The following is a 16,750-nucleotide window of genomic DNA, read 5'->3' on the forward strand; positions in this document are numbered from 1 at the left end:
GTTAAAAACAAGGGGCAGATCACGGCTTGGGTTGTGAAAAATTTTGCCAAGTCGTTCATTTTCAGAAAAACGCACTGGCTGTAAGCCTATTTACCGGATAGATAGTGACTTAAAGCAGATATTTACCCGGAAATATGTTCGCGTTTTGTTAATTTATGCGTTTTGGGGAAACAGGCAGAGATCCCTGCTGGTTTTACCGCCAAATGCGGTCATCCCCGCTGTTCATCTCGGCGTGGATCGCCAGATTGTGCGCCGCTGATTGACTCTCTCGAGCCTCGAGAAGCGGTGATCATCCTCCCCGATAAGCCGAAAATGGCCCTGGGCACCGCGGGTGACGACGGCAATGCAAACGGACCCTTCACCGTTCAGGGGATCCTCTCTATCTTCACAAAACGGTGGTCGTCCTCCGTCGTCAACCGAAAGGCACCATGGACCCCGTTGGTGGCGACGAAAGGCCGGATCTTCTCCAGCCCCAGCTCCAGGGTCAGCCCCTGCTCGGTACGCACCACCAGCCTACTGGCATGTCCCTGGTACATCAGCATGATCTCATCCCGGCTGAGGGCGAGGTGAAAGATATAGTGCCGCATGGCATCCTCCTGCAATGGTTCTCAATAAAACGGGCAGGAGAGCCTGACTCCCCTGCCCGTCACCGGCGCCGGCTTACTGCGCCAGCGCCTTGCTCACCTTCTCGAACAGATCCCGCGCCAACCCGTCCAGTGCGGCCAGACGGCTCAACTCGGCACGGATCAGCGTCTGACGCCCTGCATCGAGCCGCTTGAACTGGATGAGCGGGGTGATGAGGCGAGACGCCACCTGAGGGTTCACCTCGTTGAGTTCAATCATCAGATCGATCAGGAAGCGATAGCCGCTGCCATCGACGGCGTGGAACTGCGCCTGGTTGTAGGCAAAGCTTCCCACCAGGGCTCGCAGCCGATTCGGGTTGCGGATGCTGAAGGTGGAATGGGCCATCGCCTGTTTTACCTCGACCAGCACATCGGCAGCGGGTTTCGCCCCCACCAGCCGCAGCCAGTTGTCCAGCACCAGACCGTCGTGGGCCCACTTGCCCTCGAAGTCCGCGAGCAGCGCGGCGCGGCATGGCAGCAGATAGGCGTTGGCCACCTGCAGCGCGGCCAGGGTATCGGTCATGTTGTCCGCTTGGGCGTACTGTTCCCGCACCAGGACATCGGCCTGCTCCGGGTTCAGGGCAGCCAGATAACCGAGTACCACGGCTTTGAGGGCGCGCTTGCCCACGTCTTCGTGCACCACCTTGTAACCGGTCAGACGCAGACCCTCGTAGGCCTTGACCAGTCTGACGCCGAAGGCCTCGGCCAGACGAGCCTGAATAAGGTCTCGCACCCGATGGATGGCGTCGATATCGGCGGTGTCGAACAACTCGCCCAGGGTGACCTCTCCCGGCAAGGTCAGGATCTCGGCTTTCAGAGCCGGATCCAGCGCGGCCTCATCGAAGATGGCGACGAAGGCCGCCAGCAGGGAGTCGGAAACGGCGACCGGCTGCCCTTGCTGCACACGGGCAACGCCGGCGATCACCGCCTTGTTGACCAGCATCTGGGCGGCATCCCAGCGGGCGAACTCGTTGCGGGCATGGCGCATCAGGAAGGCCAGCGCCTCGTCGCAGTAGTCGTAGTGCAGCTTGACCGGGGCGGAGAAGTCCCGCAGCAGGGAGGGCACGGGCTTCACGAGCACCTGGTCGAACACGAAGGTCTGTGTCTCTTCCAGCACATTCAACACCTGGCCGATAGGTTCCCCCTGATACTGGAGCGGGATCACCGCCCCGTTCGCATCATACAGCTCGATATCCAGCGGGATATGCAGCGGCAGCTTCTGGGGTTGATCCTGAGTCGGCGGGGTGTGCTGGCGCACGTGCAGGCGATAGGTGCCGGTGGCGGCATCGTAGTCGTCGGTGACGGTGAGCTCGGGGGTGCCGGACTGGCTGTACCAGCGGCGGAAGCGGCCGAGATCGATGCCGGAGGCATCTTCCATCGCCTGCACGAAGTCGTCGCAGGTGGCGGCGGAGCCGTCGTGGCGCTCGAAGTAGAGCTTCATGCCGGCCTGGAAGTTCGCCTCCCCCAGCAGGGTGTGCAGCATGCGGATGACTTCGGAGCCCTTCTCGTAGACGGTCAGGGTGTAGAAGTTGTTCATCTCGATCACCACATCCGGGCGGATGGGGTGCGCCATGGGGCCGGCGTCTTCGGCAAACTGGGGGCCGCGCACGGTGCGCACGTTGTTGATGCGGTTGACCCCGCGGGAACCCAGATCGGAGGAGAACTCCTGATCCCTGAACACCGTCAGCCCCTCTTTCAGGCTGAGCTGGAACCAGTCGCGGCAGGTGACCCGGTTGCCGGTCCAGTTGTGGAAGTATTCGTGGCCGATGACCCGTTCGATGCCGTGGTAGTCGGTGTCGGTGGCGATGGCGGGGTTGGCCAGCACGAATTTGGAGTTGAAGATGTTCAGCCCCTTGTTCTCCATGGCCCCCATGTTGAAGAAGTCCACCGCGACGATCATGTAGATATCGAGGTCATACTCGAGGCCGAAACGCTGCTCATCCCAGCGCATGGAGTTGATGAGGCTCTCCATGGCGAAACCGGCGCGGTCCAGGTTGCCCTTGTCCACGAAGATCTCGAGGGCTACCTTGCGCCCGCTCTGGGTGACGTAGTGGTTGCGCTCCACATCGAAGTCCCCGGCCACCAGGGCGAACAGGTAGCTGGGTTTCGGGAAGGGATCCTGCCACTGCACGAAGTGGCGGCCGCCGTCCAGATCGCCGCTCGCCACCTTGTTGCCGTTGGAGAGCAGATAGGGGAACTTGCCCTTGTCGGCGCTGATGCGGGTGCTGTAACGGGCCAGGATGTCCGGCCTGTCCATGTAATAGGTGATGCGACGGAAGCCCTCCGCCTCGCACTGGGTGCAGTAGGCGTCGCCGGACTTGTAGAGCCCCTCCAGCGCCGTGTTGGCGGCGGGATCGAGATCGGTGACTATGGTCAGCACGCACTCGGCCGGCAGGTTGAACAGGGTCAGGCTGCTCTCCCCCTGCTCGTACTGGGTGAAGGGCACCCCATCCAGGCTGACGCTGACGAGGGAAAGCCCCTCGCCGTCCAGCACCAGGGGCTCCTTGTGCTCACCGTTGCGACGCAGGCGGGAGATGGCGGTGACCCGGGTCAGGGGCTCCTGCAGTTGGAAATCGAGGTCGATGCTGTCGCACCAGTAGAGGGGGGCTTGATAGTCCTGGCGATACTTGGCCGTCATGGCCTGGGGTTGTTCAGTCATTATTGTGTGCTTCCACGCTTTGTAATTGACGTGTCAGAGGCTGTCACAAGGCTCGGACAGGGTCAAATAGTTTGCATTCAGGCAAAAGAAAGGGCGACCCGAGTCGCCCTTGTCATTACTTTGCCAGCATCAGCTCTTCTTGCTGAGAGTGGCCAGATCCGCCGTGATGTTGGCGGCTTCTATCTGATACTCGTCGGGTGCCTCGAAGTCGGTCGGCAGATCATCCAGGCTCTTCACCGCCGGCTTGCCAAGACGGGCCAGTCGCTCGTTGGCTCGTGCCAGCGCCTTCTCGTCCTGCTTGGCCTGTTCGGCCAGTCGCTCGGCTTCGTTCAGGGAGACAGACTTCTTGTCCTTGTCCGCCTGATACTCCTTGATGTCCTGCAACACGTAGGCGAACTCGGGATCCTTGTTGATCCGTGCCTCGTGATCCGTCTTCAGCTTGGCCAGCATGCCGCTGAAGTCCCCGAGCCTAGTGTAACCCGCCGAGGCGATCTTGTCCCAGGGCAGCGCGTTGAACTCCCGGCTCTCCCCGGTCTCGTCCGGCGAGACGGCGGTGGGGAAGCTGATGTCCGGTGCCACACCCTTGTTCTGGGTGCTGCCACCGTTGATCCGGTAGAACTTGGCGATGGTGTACTGCACGTGGCCGAGCGGCTGCTCGTAGAAGTCGTACACCTTGGCGAGGCTGCGATGCTGCTGCACCGTGCCCTTGCCAAACGAGTTCTCACCCAGGATCAAAGCGCGACCGTAATCCTGCATGGCGGCGGCAAAGATCTCGGAGGCCGAGGCGCTGTATCTGTCGATCAGCACCGACATGGGGCCGCCGTAGTAGACGTTGCCATCGTCGTCCCCATTGACCGTGATCCGGCCCATGTGATCGCGAATTTGCACCACGGGACCACTGCCGAAGAAGAGGCCGCTCAGGGCAGAGGCTTCCGTCAGGGCGCCGCCGCCGTTGCCGCGCAGATCGACGATGAGGCCATCGATCTTCTGCTTGTTCAGGCTGGAGAGCTCCTTGATGACGTCATCGTGCAGGTTGACATAGAAGCTCGGGATCTCGAGTACCCCTATCTTCTTGCCTTCCGCGGTGATCACCTTGGACTTGGCGGCCCTGTCTTCCAGGCGCACCTTGTCGCGGGTCAGCTCCACCAGCTCGGTCTTGGCGTTGGCGCCCTTGCCGCGTTGGATCTCCAGTTTCACCTTGCTGCCTTTCGGGCCCTTGATGAGTTCGACCACGTCGTCGAGACGCCAGCCGATCACATCGACAATCTTGCCATCGTCCTGCCCTACCCCGGTGATCTTGTCATCGGGCTTCAGGTGATTGGACTTGGCGGCCGGGCCACCGGGTACCAGGGAGCGGATGACGGTGAAGTCATCCTCCGCCTGCAGCACGGCACCTATGCCCTCCAGCGAGAGGTTCATCTCGGTGTTGAAGCGATCGGCACTGCGCGGCGACAGGTAACTGGTGTGGGGTTCGATGGCGCGGGCGAAGGAGTTCATGAAGAGCTGGAACACGTCCTCGCTCTCGGTCTGGGACATCCGTTTGATGGCGTTGTTGTAACGCTTGCCAAGCAGCTCCTTGATCTCAGGCCACTCCTTGCCGCTGAGCTTGAGGCTCAGGGCGTCGAACTTGACCCGCTGACGCCACAACTCGTTGAGTTCGGCCTCATCCTTGGGCCAGGGAGCCCCTTCCCGATCGAAGATGTAGTTGTCTTTCTGGGTAAAATCGAAGGGAGTGTCGAGCAGTTTGAGGGCGTATTCGAACCGCTCATAACGCCGCTGCTGACTCAGGTTGAACATCTCGTAGGCGGGCGCCAGCCGTCCTCTCTCGAGGTCGGTGTCGAAACCGTTACGGTACTTTTCAAAGCGGCTGATATCAGAGGCCAAAAACAGGTTGCGGCTGTAATCCAGATTCTCCAGGTATTTGTCAAAGACAACCGTGGAGAAGGCATCATCCAGCTTGAACTGCTTGTAATGGGAGCGGGTAAACAGATTGGTAATTCGCTTGCTGGCCGTAGCATGTTGGCTCTCTTGAGCCAACACAGGCAAATCACTTTCCTTGAGCACCGGCTCGATGGCCTGTGCAAGCCCGGCAAGCGCCAGGCTACAGGCAACGAGGGAAAAACGAATTACGCCATGCTTCAACATGTGTCTCCTTAGAGAACCAGGTGCTCGAACTTGACCCGCAGCATCATGCCGGTCTGCAATTGAACCTGTACGTCATCCTTGGTCACTTCCTTGATGGTGGCGGGCACCGGCGACTTGCCCAGCACGACGCGCACGCCCTGATCCACTTTCAGGGTAGCGGCATCCACCTTCACCAGGGGAGCGTCCACTGCGGGAGCAGCCTTGGGCGCGGCCTTGGGTTTGTCGGTGCGAGCGGCATCGGCCTTGCGCGGAGCCGGACGACGGGGCTGCTTGGGCTTGTCTTCCTTCTCCTTGGTGTTGGTGCGACGGCTGGCAAAGACACGCTCTTTGCTCTCTTTGAGGGCCTGTTTGGCATGCTCGATGTGCTCTTCGGTCAAGAGCTCACCGGGGTTGCCGTCCAGATCGACACGGGCCTGGCCAGCCTTGAGGCCATGCAGGTAACGCCAGCTGGAGGTGTATTGACGCAGAGCAGAGCGCAGCATGGTCTTGGAGACTCTCTCGTCGTCAGCAAGACGCGCGGCCAGATCCTGGAAGATGCCAATCTTGAGTGGCTTGGCCTCTCCTTCAGCGATGAAGCAGGCCGGGAATTTCTCGACCAGGTAGGCAACGATCTCTTTACTGTTCTTCAGCTTTTCAGTGTTTTCCATGTATAACCTTGGCTTTCATATAGACGCACGGGCGAGCCCGAACACAACAAAGGCCCTATTATAGAGAGCTTGGGGCCTTTTGCGAACCATCTAGCAATGACTTAGAGCATGCTTTCCAAAATTTGCACCGTTTCTTCGAGGCCGAGTCGGTCCTGTTCGTCGAAACGGTTAAAAATCGGACTGTCGATATCCAGCACCCCGATGATCTCGCCATTGTGGCGAAGGGGGATCACAATCTCCGAGTTGCTGGCACCGTCACAGGCGATGTGACCGACGAACTGATGCACGTCGTCCACCAGCTGGGTCTTGCCCTCGGACACCGCCGTGCCGCAGACACCGCGGCCAACCGGAATGCGCACGCAGGCGGGCTTGCCCTGGAAGGGGCCGAGCACCAGAGTCTCGCCCTGCAACAGGTAGAAGCCTACCCAGTTGATGTCGGCGAGCTCCTGATTGAGCAGGGCGGAGAGGTTCGCCAGGGTGGCGATGCGATCCGGCTCCCCTTCCAGCAGCGCCTGGGCCTGCTGGTTCAGGGTGCGATAAAATGCTTGTTTTTCAATCATGATTAAATGAACTTCACTCCTTGATAATGAATGCAAGGTACAGTCCCACCTGAAAAATTCAAATCAAATTTCACGGATGCCCCCCGCTTGGCGCCAAATAATACGCAGACTTAACGGACGACGGAGAGCGCCAGCTGTTGGCGCTGGCCATTGCTCCACTGGATATTGAGCAGCCAGGTCATGGTCGCCGAGGTGCAGGAACCCACCTGGACCGTTCCCTGCCAGCCCCCATCGATGGCGTCAAATTGCACCGGGATCCGGCCCATGAACATCTCCTTCCCCTCGAGCCAGGCCTGGGTCGGGGTGATGGTGGGATCCCCCCCCTGAAGACGCAGACTGAAGTCATGTTCAGCCTTGACCGGCAGGCTCGCGACACTGGCCGAGAGGGGCTTGTCACCGATAACGAGCGCGCAGGAGCTGTGGGACAGATCACAAATCTGATCATTTTTCCCCACGATATCCGCCCCGTTCGGGGACCAGAACCAGGTTCGATACGCCATCAGGGCGAGCAAAATAGCCAGCACCAGCATCAAGTGCCCGATTTTGCGTGAAGTGAGTCTCTCTTTCATGAAAAAACAACCTTGTAAGGTACGTAAAAAATGCCATTTTCGTGATCTCGCGCAAGGTAAAAAACTGGCGACAACGAGACCCGTCAGAGCCAAATATATCACTGTTTGTACTGTTATTTTACCGGTCAGTTCAGTATCATTCCCAATGAATTTTCATTTATCCACATTTTGCTTTTCCTTTTATTAACAGATGTTAACGAGAGGAAGTCGGCAAATTTGGCATGAAAATGGTCCTGATTGCCGGACAAAAAACAAACAACAGCATCGGAAGCGGAATACAACGATGAGCCACACAACGAACCATCCTGAGTACAACTACACCGTTGTACGTCAGTTCACCGTCATGACGATTGTCTGGGGAATTGTCGGTATGTCGGTGGGCGTACTGATTGCAGCCCAGCTGATCTGGCCTGCCCTCAACTTCGACACCCCCTGGCTGACCTACAGCCGCCTGCGTCCCCTGCACACCAACGCGGTCATCTTCGCGTTCGGCTGCAGCGCCCTGATGGCCACCTCTTTCTACGTGGTGCAGCGCACCTGCCAGACCCGGCTGTTTGGTGGCGGCCTTGCCTCCTTCGTGTTCTGGGGCTGGCAGGCCATCATCCTCTCGGCCGCCATCTCGTTGCCACTGGGATATACCAGTTCCAAGGAGTATGCCGAGCTGGAGTGGCCCATCGACATCGCCATCACCGTGGTCTGGGTCGCCTATGCCGTGGTCTTCTTCGGGACCCTGGCCAAGCGCACCACCTCCCACATCTATGTGGCGAACTGGTTCTTCGGCGCCTTCATCATCACGGTGGCCGTGCTGCACATCGTCAACAACATGGAGGTGCCGCTCTCCGGCATGAAGTCCTACTCCATGTATTCGGGGGCCATGGATGCCATGGTGCAGTGGTGGTATGGCCACAACGCGGTAGGCTTCCTGCTGACCGCGGGCTTCCTCGGCATGATGTACTACTTCGTGCCCAAGCAGGCCGGTCGCCCCGTCTACTCCTACCGCCTCTCCATCGTGCACTTCTGGGCGCTGATCTCCCTCTACATCTGGGCCGGTCCGCACCATTTGCACTACACGGCGCTGCCCGACTGGGCACAGTCCCTCGGCATGGTGATGTCCCTCATCCTGTTCGTCCCCTCCTGGGGCGGCATGATCAACGGCATCATGACCCTGTCCGGTGCCTGGCACAAACTGCGCTATGACCCCATCTTGCGCTTCCTGATCGTCTCCCTGTCGTTCTACGGCATGTCCACCTTCGAAGGCCCCATGATGGCCATCAAGACGGTCAACGCCCTCTCCCACTACACCGACTGGACCATAGGTCACGTCCACTCCGGTGCCCTGGGCTGGGTTGCCATGGTATCCATCGGCGCCGTGTATCACCTGATCCCGAACCTGTTCAATCAGGGTCGCATGTACAGCATCAAGCTCATCAACGTCCACTTCTGGCTGGCGACCGTGGGCACCGTGCTCTACATCGTCTCCATGTGGATTTCCGGTGTGATGCAGGGTCTGATGTGGCGCGCGGTCAACGACGACGGCACCCTGACCTACAGCTTCGTGGAAGCCCTGCAGGCCTCTTACCCCTTCTACTTCGTGCGCTTCCTGGGTGGCTGCTTCTTCGTCACCGGCATGCTGCTGATGGCCTACAACGCCTATCGCACCATCACTGCGCCCAAGGGTTCCCTCGAACCCGTCGCACAGCTAGCCTGATTGAAGAGGTCACGCCATGAGCAACAATAACCGTCACGAAATATTTGAAAAAAGCGTTCCCATGCTGGTGGTCGGCATCATCTTTGCCATCAGCCTGGGGGGCCTGGTGGAGATCACCCCATTGTTCTTCCAGAAGCAGACCACGGAACCGGTGGAGGGCCTCAAGCCCTACACCGCCCTGCAGATGGAAGGGCGCGATATCTTCATCCGCGAAGGCTGCAACGTCTGCCACAGCCAGATGATCCGTCCGTTCCGCGCCGAGACCGAGCGCTACGGCCACTACTCGGTCGCCGGCGAGAGCGTCTGGGAGCACCCCTTCCTGTGGGGCTCCAAGCGTACCGGTCCGGATCTGGCCCGGGTCGGCGGCCGCTACTCCGATGACTGGCACCGTGCCCACCTCATCAACCCGCGGGACGTGGTGCCCGAGTCCAACATGCCCGCCTTCCCCTGGCTCGAGACCAACGTGCTGAGCGGCGAGCTGACCGGCAAGAAGCTGGCCCTGTTCCGGGATCACTTCGGCGTGCCCTATACCGACGCAGACATCGCGGGCGCCGGGGAAGCGGTGAAGGGCAAGACAGAGCTCGATGCCCTGGTCGCCTATCTGCAATCACTGGGTCATGCCCTGAAATAAGGAGTCGGGAAATGGATTACGGTACATTTCGCGGCCTGTACACCCTGCTGCTGATGGTCATCATGATCGCCATCATCGTCTGGGCCTACAGCAAGCGCCGCAAGGCCTCCTTCGACGAGGCCGCCAACCTGGTTTTTGCCGACGATGAGCAACCCAGTGCTGATAACAAGAACGCAGGAGCGAAGCAATAATGAGCACTCTGTTTAGCATTTTTGTCACCGTGATAAGTCTGGGCACCATCATCGGCTGTTTCCTGCTGCTGCTCTGGTGCATGAAGGACAAGCTGGGGGCCGAGGAAGGCAAGTCCATGGGCCACGCCTTCGACGGTATCGAGGAGATCAACAACCCGCTGCCCAAGTGGTGGTCCTACATGTTCATCTTCTTCATCGTCACCGGGCTCATCTACCTGCTCGCCTTCCCGGGCCTCGGCAACTTCAAGGGCTTGCTGGGCTGGCAGAGCTCGAACCAGGACATTCGTTCCCTGGAAGAGTCCAAGGCGGCGGCGGCCTCCGCCAAGGCCGAGGGGCGCGCGGTCGAGTACGATCGGGAGCTCGCCAAGGCTGACGAGGTCTATGGCGCCAAGTTCCGCGAGTTGGCCTATCAGGCCGATGGCAAGAGCTATCGCCCCATCGAGGAGATCGCCGCCGATCCGGAGGCCCGCAAGGTGGGTCAGCGTCTGTTCCTGCAGAACTGCTCCCAGTGCCACGGCTCCGATGCCCGCGGCGGTCGCGGCTTCCCGAACCTGACCGACAGCGAATGGCAATGGGGCGGCGCGCCTGACCAGATCAAGACCACCATCATGGGTGGTCGTCAGGGGGTCATGGCCGCCTGGGGCGAGATCCTGGGTCAGGACGGGGTGAAGGAGGTGGCCTCCTATGTGCTGAGCCTGTCCGGTCGCAAGGTGGATCTGGTGGAAGCCAAGAAGGGCGAGGCACGCTTTGCCATGTGCGCCGCCTGTCACGGCCCGGATGCCAAGGGCGGCATCGCCTTCGGCGCGCCGGATCTCACCAACAACACCTGGCTCTACGGCGGCTCCCGTCAGGTGGTGGAGCAGACCATCACCCACGGTCGTCACGGGGTCATGCCCGCCTGGAAAGACATCCTGGGTGAAGACAAGGTGCAACTGCTGGCATCCTATGTCTACAGCCTGTCCCACAACGAGGGACAAAAAGCGCAGTAACATGTGATAAGCACGTGATTACGCAGCAAAAAGCCTCGACTCTTCGGGGCTTTTTGTTATCTTGTGTTGGCTAAACCCCCTCCATTCGTTAAGCATAAGTTTCACGGCAGTAGCAACTATGACTCAACCCTGGTATCGCCAGTTCTGGCCCTGGTTCATCATCGCCCTCCCCTGTGCCGCCGTGGTCGGCAGCATCGCCACCGCCATCATCGCCAGCAAGGATGGGGTCAATCTAGTGGCCGAGGACTATTACAAGCAGGGCAAGGAGATCAATCAGGATCTCAGCAAGTTCGATCGCGCCGAGGCCCTGAACATCCGCATCGCCCTCGAGGTCAAGGACAACGAACTCACCTTAAATCCCCTGTCCGGGGATTTCCCCCGTGGCCAGGCCCTGCATGTCTCCCTGTTCCACCCCACTCTGGAAGGCCATGACAGCGAGCACCTGGTGACCGCCGATGGCAAGGGCGTCTATCGCCTGATGTTGGACAAGCCCATCACCGGCAAGTGGCACATCCGGGTCGATGCCTTCAACCACGAATGGCGCCTGCAAGAGACGGTGCACCTGCCGACCGGCACGGCGGTAGAGCTCGATCCCAAGGGCCGCTGAGCCCAGTGACCGGCTCGCCCAGGCGAGCCGGCGTTCTCCCCTGGCACCCCGCCAATCCCAAGGAGGGATATACCATGACCGGCTGTTTTCACTGCGGTGAACCGGTTCCCACTGGCAGTGATTATGCCCTCGAGATCAAGGGCATAGTGCAACCCATGTGCTGCCCCGGCTGCCAGGCCGTGGCGCAGACCATCCTCGAATGCGGCCTCGCCAGCTATTACGAGCATCGCACCGCCCCCGGCATCAAGGGGGAACTGGTGCCGAGCGAACTGGCCGCCATGACCCACTACGATCTGGCTGAGGTGCAGCAGGACTTCGTCGTGGAAACCGGCTCTGGCAGTCAGACACTTCGCGAGATCCAGCTCAGCGTAGAGGGGCTCACCTGCGCCGCCTGTGCCTGGTTGATTGAACGCCACCTGATGGGACTCCCCGGCCTGCACTATGTCAACGTCAACACCACCACCCATCGCGCCCGCATCAAGTGGGATCCTGACAGGCTCTCTTTAAGCGACATCCTCAAGGGCTTCGCCAAGATTGGCTATCGCGCCTACCCCTTCCAGACCCATCAACAGGAGGCGCTCTACGCCCGCGAGGTGCGCAGCTACATGTTCCGCATGGCGCTGGCGGGTCTGGGCTCCATGCAGGTGATGATGTGCGCGGTGGCGCTCTACATGGATCTCTTCATCAGCGTCGAAGAGGAGTTCATGATCTACTTCAAGTGGATAAGCCTGCTGCTCTCGACCCCCATCATGATCTACTCCGCCCAGCCGTTCTACGTGGGGGCCTGGCGTGCCCTGAAACAGGGCCATCTCTCCATGGATGTGTCGGTCTCCCTGGCACTCATCGGCGCCTTCGTCGCCTCCATCTGGGCCACTGTGTTCAACACGGGGGAGGTCTATTACGACTCCATCACCATGTTCGTCTTCTTCCTGCTGCTGGGGCGGTTGCTCGAGCTCCGGGCCAGGCGCAAGGCGTCGGAGTCGAGCTCCAACCTGGCGCGGTTGGTGCCCATCATGGCCACCCGCATCGACGAGGAGGGGGAGCTCGAGGTGGCTGCCAAGACGCTGCGCACAGGCGACAGAGTGCGTGTGCTGGCGGGGGCCACCCTGCCCGCGGACGGCATCATTCTCGCCGGGCAAGCCAGTCTGGATGAATCCATGCTGACCGGTGAACAGCTGCCCCTGCTCAAACAGATGGGGGAGCCCGTCTTCGCCGGCACCATCAATACGGATGCACCGCTGGAGATCCGGGTCAGCCACCCCATCGAGGAGTCGCGTCTGGCCCAGATCATGCGCCTGCAGGATCACGCGCTGGACGACAAGCCCGCCATCGCCCAACTGGCGGACGTACTCTCCCGCCACTTCATCCTGGTGCTGCTGGTGATCGCAGCCTTGGTCTGGACCTTCTGGCACTTCCACGCCCCCGAGCGCGCCTTCTGGGTCACCCTGGCGGTGCTGGTGGCAACCTGCCCCTGCGCCCTGTCGCTCGCCACCCCCACGGCGCTCACCTCGGCCACCGCCCACCTCACCCGCAGCGGCATACTGCTGCGCCGTGGCCATGTGCTGGACGTGCTGACCCGCGCCAACCGGGTGGTGATGGACAAGACAGGCACCCTGACCACCGGCAACATCCGCCTGGTGAGCACCCAGCCCCTGGCCGGACTCGACGAGGCCGAATGCCTCGCCATCGCCCGCACCCTGGAGGCCTATTCAGAGCATCCCATCGCCCGCGCCTTCAAACGCGCCGCCCCCACGGATCTGCTGCTGGCGGCGAGCGACGTGACCCCGATCATCGGCCACGGCGTCCAGGGCATGATTGCCGGAACCCAATACCGGATCGGCAGCGCCCGCTGGCTGGATCTGGCTGACGATGTGAACGCGGACAAGCAGGAGGGTAGCCTCGCCATCTACCTGGCCGATGAGACCCGGCTGCTCGCCTGCTTCACCCTGGCCGATACGGTGCGGGCGGACGCTAGGGAGCTCATTGCAGCCTTCCAGGCTGCCGGCCTCAAGACCACCATCTTGACCGGCGATGGCTCGGCCGCCGCCGATGCGGTGGCGCGTGAGCTCGGGGTGGATGAGCTCATCAAGGGGGCGACCCCGGATGGCAAGCTCGCCTATCTCAAGGGACGGGAAGCGGCCGGGGACATCAGCATCATGGTGGGGGATGGCATCAACGACGCCCCCGTGCTGGCGGGAGCCCACGCCTCCTTCGCCATGGCGGGCGGCACGGATCTGGCGAAAAACAGCGCCGATGCCATCCTGCTGGCGGACGATCTCTCCCGTCTGCTGGCGGCCCGTACCCTGGCGCTGCGTACCCGCAAGATCATCAAAGAGAACTTCGCCTGGTCTATCGGCTACAACCTGCTGGTGCTGCCGCTGGCGGCGAGTGGCTGGCTGCCCCCCTATCTGGCGGCGGCGGGCATGTCACTTAGCTCCCTCATCGTCGTGACCAACTCCATGCGGCTCAACCGCTGATCCCGGCCATCCATTGAACGGCCTGCCTGCGCGGCAGGCCACATTTCTCGCCGATGGCGGCTGGCGCCGGGCCCGAACAGGGTTACCATGGGGCTTAGTCGCGAGCGGCACACTCAGGTAGAGACCATGAACATCATCTTCGTCCTCATTCCCATCGCCATCCTGTTCGTCATCATCGCGGGCGTGGTCTTCTTCTGGGCCATCCGCTCCGAGCAGTTCGAGGATCTCGACCGGCAGGGCTCCAATATCCTGTTCGATGAGGAGCAACCGATCGCCAAGGCTGAGGACAAGGACCCAGAGGATGAGAGCAAGGGGCGCCATGACCAGCAACCTTGATCTGATGGGAGCCCTGCTGGTGGGGCTGGCGGGCTCGGGTCACTGCATCAGCATGTGCGGCGGGGTCTCTGCGGCGCTCTCCATGGCGATCCCCCCGAAGAGCCAGCATTTCCGGGGACGCCTCGGCTATCTGCTCAACTACAACCTCGGGCGGCTCCTGAGCTACGTCATCGCGGGGGCCCTGGTGGGGGGGCTGCTCGCCACCACCAGTGAACTGGGGGCCGGCAAACATGCCCTCGCCGGCTTACGACTGGTGGCGGCGCTGCTGATGATAGCCCTCGGCCTCTATCTCGCGGGCTGGTGGCAGGGAGTTTTGCTGCTTGAGCGAATGGGGGCGACGCTTTGGCCCTATATCAAACCGTTGGCTGGTCGATTTCTCCCCTTCCGCTCCCCCCTGCAGGCCCTCCCCTTTGGCATGGTGTGGGGTTGGCTCCCCTGCGGCCTGGTCTACTCCATGCTGACCTGGAGTGCGGCGGCGGGGTCGGCCCGCGGCGGGGCCCTCATCATGCTCTTTTTCGGCCTCGGCACCCTGCCGACCCTGTTTGCTCTGGGGGGCCTGGCCGACCGATTGCGCTACTGGCTGACCCTGCGCAGCCTGCGCCTGGGAGGGGCCCTGCTGCTCATCCTCTACGGCCTGCACACCCTCTGGATCGGGATCACATCCTTTTGAAACCCTATCCAAAACGGATGAGTTGGTGGTAAACTTGTTTGATATAAATCAATTATTCATTTGAGCCTATGATCCCGGACAAGAAACCTGGCAGACGTATTCAGAGCGGTGGCTGTGCAATTCATTGCCAGGATTGCAGCATCAGCCAGCTCTGCATCCCCTTCACCCTGAACGACAACGAACTCGATCAGCTCGACAGCATCATCGAGCGCAAGAAGCCGATCCAGAAGGGTGAAGAACTGTTCAAGGCCGGTGATGAGCTCAAGTCCCTCTACGCCATCCGTTCCGGGACCATCAAGTCTTACACCATCACAGAGCAGGGGGACGAGCAGATCACCGCCTTCCACCTCGCCGGTGACCTGGTTGGCTTTGACGCCATCCACAAGCAGGCCCACCCCTCCTTCGCCCAGGCGCTGGAAACCGCCATGGTGTGCGAGATCCCGTTCGACGTGCTGGACGACCTCTCCGGCAAGATGCCGAAGCTCCGCCAGCAGATCATGCGACTGATGAGCAACGAGATCATGGGGGATCAGGAGATGATCCTGCTGCTCTCCAAGAAGAATGCGGAGGAGCGCCTCGCCGCCTTCCTGCACAACCTATCGGTGCGTTTCTCCGAGCGCGGCTTCTCCGCCAAGGAGTTCCGCCTCTCCATGACCCGTGGCGACATCGGCAACTACCTCGGCCTCACCGTCGAGACCATCAGCCGTCTGCTCGGCCGTTTCCAGAAGTCCGGCCTCATCAGCGTCAAGGGCAAGTACATTACCGTGCTGGATCACGTGGCCCTCGGCGTCATGGCCGGTGCAACCCGTCCCGCCTGCGGCTGATACCCCCTCCCTTAATTCATTCTCGGCCGGGTCTGTTCGCCCCGAATTTTGATCCGGCCCACCTTATTGCCCCTCCCCTTGGACTAAGCTGTAAAGGCTAAAGAGCTGCCATCATTGGCGTTTTTTGCCAAGGAGGAGAACCATGGTCAAATACCGAAACATTCTGGTGGTGATCAACCCCGAAGAGGAGCGCCAGATCGCCCTCGAGCGTGCGGTCAAGGTCGCCGAGCTGGACGCGGGCGCCCAGCTGACCCTGCTGCTGACCATCTACGACTTCTCATACGAGATGACCGCCATGCTGTCGGTGGATGAGCGCGAAGAGATGCGCCACGGGGTGATCTCCCAGCGCCGGGAGTGGCTGGAAGAGATACTGCAGCCCTATCGCGCCAGAGGGCTGGAGTGCGACGTCAAGGTAATGTGGCATAACCGCCCGTTCGAATGCGTCATCCAGGAGGTGCTGGCCCAGCGCCACGATCTCGTGGTCAAGGCGACCCACAAGCACTCCTTCCTGCAGACCTTCATCTTCACCCCGACCGACTGGCACCTGCTGCGCAAATGCCCCTGCCCAGTGCTGCTGGTGAAAGAGGGGCACTGGCAGCGGGGGGGCAACATCATCGCCGCCATCAACTGCTCGAGCGACGATCTGGAGCAGAAGGTGCTCAACGAGCGCATCACCCGCGAGGGCGCCGCCATCGCCGACTTGCTCGGCGCCAATCTCTATCTGGTCAACACCTACCCGGGTACCCCGGTCAACGTGGCCATCGAGCTGCCCGAGTTTGATCCCAACGCCTACAACGACGCCATCCGCAAGCATCACGAGGATCTGCTGCGCGAGCATGCGGATCAGTTCGGCATCGGCCACATGTGGACCAGGGTGGCGGAAGGCTTGCCGGAGGAGGTACTGCCCGACATGGCCGACAACCTGAAGTCCACCCTGATGATCATGGGCTGTGTCGGTCGTACCGGTCTCTCCGCCGCCCTGCTCGGCAACACCGCCGAACACGTGGTGGATCGGCTCAACTGCGACATCCTCATCCTCAAACCGGACGATTACAGCTGCCCGGTGGATGACAGACGTCATCCAACATAAGCGTTTCTTGCCCTCCCCCGGGAC

16 protein-coding genes are annotated in these 16,750 nt (G+C 61.0%); 10 read left to right on the forward strand and 6 right to left on the reverse strand.

Annotation, left to right across the window (positions count from 1 at the left end; translation table 11 throughout):
- Positions 1 to 365 precede the first annotated feature (365 nt).
- From ACT5M9_RS00985 to ACT5M9_RS01010, 6 genes are all read right to left on the reverse strand, one after another.
- The gene (locus ACT5M9_RS00985) at positions 366 to 587 is read right to left on the reverse strand and encodes a DUF2835 domain-containing protein (RefSeq protein WP_457978597.1); all 222 of its coding nucleotides are present in this window, start codon (positions 585 to 587) and stop codon (positions 366 to 368) included.
- Between the two features lie 73 nt (positions 588 to 660).
- Positions 661 to 3,282, reverse strand: a complete 2,622-nt coding sequence (gene pepN / locus ACT5M9_RS00990) for an aminopeptidase N (RefSeq protein WP_457978595.1) — start codon at positions 3,280 to 3,282, stop codon at positions 661 to 663.
- 129 nt (positions 3,283 to 3,411) lie between these two features.
- Positions 3,412 to 5,427 (reverse strand): carboxy terminal-processing peptidase, encoded by a 2,016-nt coding sequence (prc, locus tag ACT5M9_RS00995; RefSeq protein WP_457978593.1) that lies wholly within the window; start codon positions 5,425 to 5,427, stop codon positions 3,412 to 3,414.
- 8 nt (positions 5,428 to 5,435) lie between these two features.
- Positions 5,436 to 6,074: an RNA chaperone ProQ gene (proQ, locus tag ACT5M9_RS01000; RefSeq protein ID WP_457978591.1), complete on the reverse strand. Its 639-nt coding sequence runs from the start codon at positions 6,072 to 6,074 to the stop codon at positions 5,436 to 5,438.
- 101 nt (positions 6,075 to 6,175) lie between these two features.
- A complete protein-coding gene (gene msrC / locus ACT5M9_RS01005; RefSeq protein ID WP_457978589.1) occupies positions 6,176 to 6,634 on the reverse strand; it encodes a free L-methionine (R)-S-oxide reductase MsrC in 459 nt (152 codons plus the stop codon).
- 110 nt (positions 6,635 to 6,744) lie between these two features.
- Entirely contained in the window at positions 6,745 to 7,203 is a 459-nt protein-coding gene (locus ACT5M9_RS01010; protein ID WP_457978587.1) for a hypothetical protein, read from the reverse strand.
- 283 nt (positions 7,204 to 7,486) lie between these two features.
- Between ACT5M9_RS01010 and ccoN the strand changes: the two genes are divergently transcribed.
- The 10 genes from ccoN (at position 7,487) to uspE (ending at position 16,726) form a co-directional block, all read left to right on the forward strand.
- Entirely contained in the window at positions 7,487 to 8,911 is a 1,425-nt protein-coding gene (ccoN, locus tag ACT5M9_RS01015; protein WP_457978585.1) for a cytochrome-c oxidase, cbb3-type subunit I, read from the forward strand.
- A 16-nt stretch (positions 8,912 to 8,927) separates the two neighbouring features.
- Positions 8,928 to 9,542 (forward strand): cytochrome-c oxidase, cbb3-type subunit II, encoded by a 615-nt coding sequence (gene ccoO, locus ACT5M9_RS01020; protein WP_457978583.1) that lies wholly within the window; start codon positions 8,928 to 8,930, stop codon positions 9,540 to 9,542.
- Between the two features lie 11 nt (positions 9,543 to 9,553).
- Positions 9,554 to 9,733, forward strand: coding sequence for a cbb3-type cytochrome oxidase subunit 3 (locus ACT5M9_RS01025; RefSeq protein WP_438550877.1), 180 nt, complete (start codon positions 9,554 to 9,556; stop codon positions 9,731 to 9,733).
- Entirely contained in the window at positions 9,733 to 10,722 is a 990-nt protein-coding gene (gene ccoP / locus ACT5M9_RS01030) for a cytochrome-c oxidase, cbb3-type subunit III (protein WP_438550876.1), read from the forward strand. The genes ACT5M9_RS01025 and ccoP overlap by 1 nt, the downstream gene beginning before the upstream one ends.
- A gap of 118 nt (positions 10,723 to 10,840) precedes the next feature.
- Entirely contained in the window at positions 10,841 to 11,329 is a 489-nt protein-coding gene (locus ACT5M9_RS01035) for a FixH family protein (RefSeq protein ID WP_457978581.1), read from the forward strand.
- A 74-nt stretch (positions 11,330 to 11,403) separates the two neighbouring features.
- The gene (locus ACT5M9_RS01040) at positions 11,404 to 13,806 is read left to right on the forward strand and encodes a heavy metal translocating P-type ATPase (protein WP_457978579.1); all 2,403 of its coding nucleotides are present in this window, start codon (positions 11,404 to 11,406) and stop codon (positions 13,804 to 13,806) included.
- 126 nt (positions 13,807 to 13,932) lie between these two features.
- Entirely contained in the window at positions 13,933 to 14,142 is a 210-nt protein-coding gene (gene ccoS, locus ACT5M9_RS01045) for a cbb3-type cytochrome oxidase assembly protein CcoS (RefSeq protein WP_457978577.1), read from the forward strand.
- Positions 14,126 to 14,812, forward strand: a complete 687-nt coding sequence (locus ACT5M9_RS01050; protein WP_457978575.1) for a sulfite exporter TauE/SafE family protein — start codon at positions 14,126 to 14,128, stop codon at positions 14,810 to 14,812. The genes ccoS and ACT5M9_RS01050 overlap by 17 nt, the downstream gene beginning before the upstream one ends.
- A 68-nt stretch (positions 14,813 to 14,880) precedes the next feature.
- Positions 14,881 to 15,636 (forward strand): fumarate/nitrate reduction transcriptional regulator Fnr, encoded by a 756-nt coding sequence (gene fnr, locus ACT5M9_RS01055; RefSeq protein ID WP_042653802.1) that lies wholly within the window; start codon positions 14,881 to 14,883, stop codon positions 15,634 to 15,636.
- A 142-nt stretch (positions 15,637 to 15,778) separates the two neighbouring features.
- Positions 15,779 to 16,726, forward strand: a complete 948-nt coding sequence (gene uspE, locus ACT5M9_RS01060) for a universal stress protein UspE (RefSeq protein WP_438550871.1) — start codon at positions 15,779 to 15,781, stop codon at positions 16,724 to 16,726.
- The last annotated feature ends 24 nt before the right edge of the window (positions 16,727 to 16,750 follow it).

It is taken from the genome of Aeromonas sp. AE23HZ002T15 (genome assembly GCF_054165525.2).

Coding starts and splice junctions, on each gene's coding strand:
- ACT5M9_RS00985 (WP_457978597.1), bottom strand. CDS start 587: ATGCGGCACTATATCTTTCACCTCGCCCTCAGCCGGGATGAGATCATG.
- pepN (WP_457978595.1), bottom strand. CDS start 3,282: ATGACTGAACAACCCCAGGCCATGACGGCCAAGTATCGCCAGGACTAT.
- prc (WP_457978593.1), bottom strand. CDS start 5,427: ATGTTGAAGCATGGCGTAATTCGTTTTTCCCTCGTTGCCTGTAGCCTG.
- proQ (WP_457978591.1), bottom strand. CDS start 6,074: ATGGAAAACACTGAAAAGCTGAAGAACAGTAAAGAGATCGTTGCCTAC.
- msrC (WP_457978589.1), bottom strand. CDS start 6,634: ATGATTGAAAAACAAGCATTTTATCGCACCCTGAACCAGCAGGCCCAG.
- ACT5M9_RS01010 (WP_457978587.1), bottom strand. CDS start 7,203: ATGAAAGAGAGACTCACTTCACGCAAAATCGGGCACTTGATGCTGGTG.
- ccoN (WP_457978585.1), top strand. CDS start 7,487: ATGAGCCACACAACGAACCATCCTGAGTACAACTACACCGTTGTACGT.
- ccoO (WP_457978583.1), top strand. CDS start 8,928: ATGAGCAACAATAACCGTCACGAAATATTTGAAAAAAGCGTTCCCATG.
- ACT5M9_RS01025 (WP_438550877.1), top strand. CDS start 9,554: ATGGATTACGGTACATTTCGCGGCCTGTACACCCTGCTGCTGATGGTC.
- ccoP (WP_438550876.1), top strand. CDS start 9,733: ATGAGCACTCTGTTTAGCATTTTTGTCACCGTGATAAGTCTGGGCACC.
- ACT5M9_RS01035 (WP_457978581.1), top strand. CDS start 10,841: ATGACTCAACCCTGGTATCGCCAGTTCTGGCCCTGGTTCATCATCGCC.
- ACT5M9_RS01040 (WP_457978579.1), top strand. CDS start 11,404: ATGACCGGCTGTTTTCACTGCGGTGAACCGGTTCCCACTGGCAGTGAT.
- ccoS (WP_457978577.1), top strand. CDS start 13,933: ATGAACATCATCTTCGTCCTCATTCCCATCGCCATCCTGTTCGTCATC.
- ACT5M9_RS01050 (WP_457978575.1), top strand. CDS start 14,126: ATGACCAGCAACCTTGATCTGATGGGAGCCCTGCTGGTGGGGCTGGCG.
- fnr (WP_042653802.1), top strand. CDS start 14,881: ATGATCCCGGACAAGAAACCTGGCAGACGTATTCAGAGCGGTGGCTGT.
- uspE (WP_438550871.1), top strand. CDS start 15,779: ATGGTCAAATACCGAAACATTCTGGTGGTGATCAACCCCGAAGAGGAG.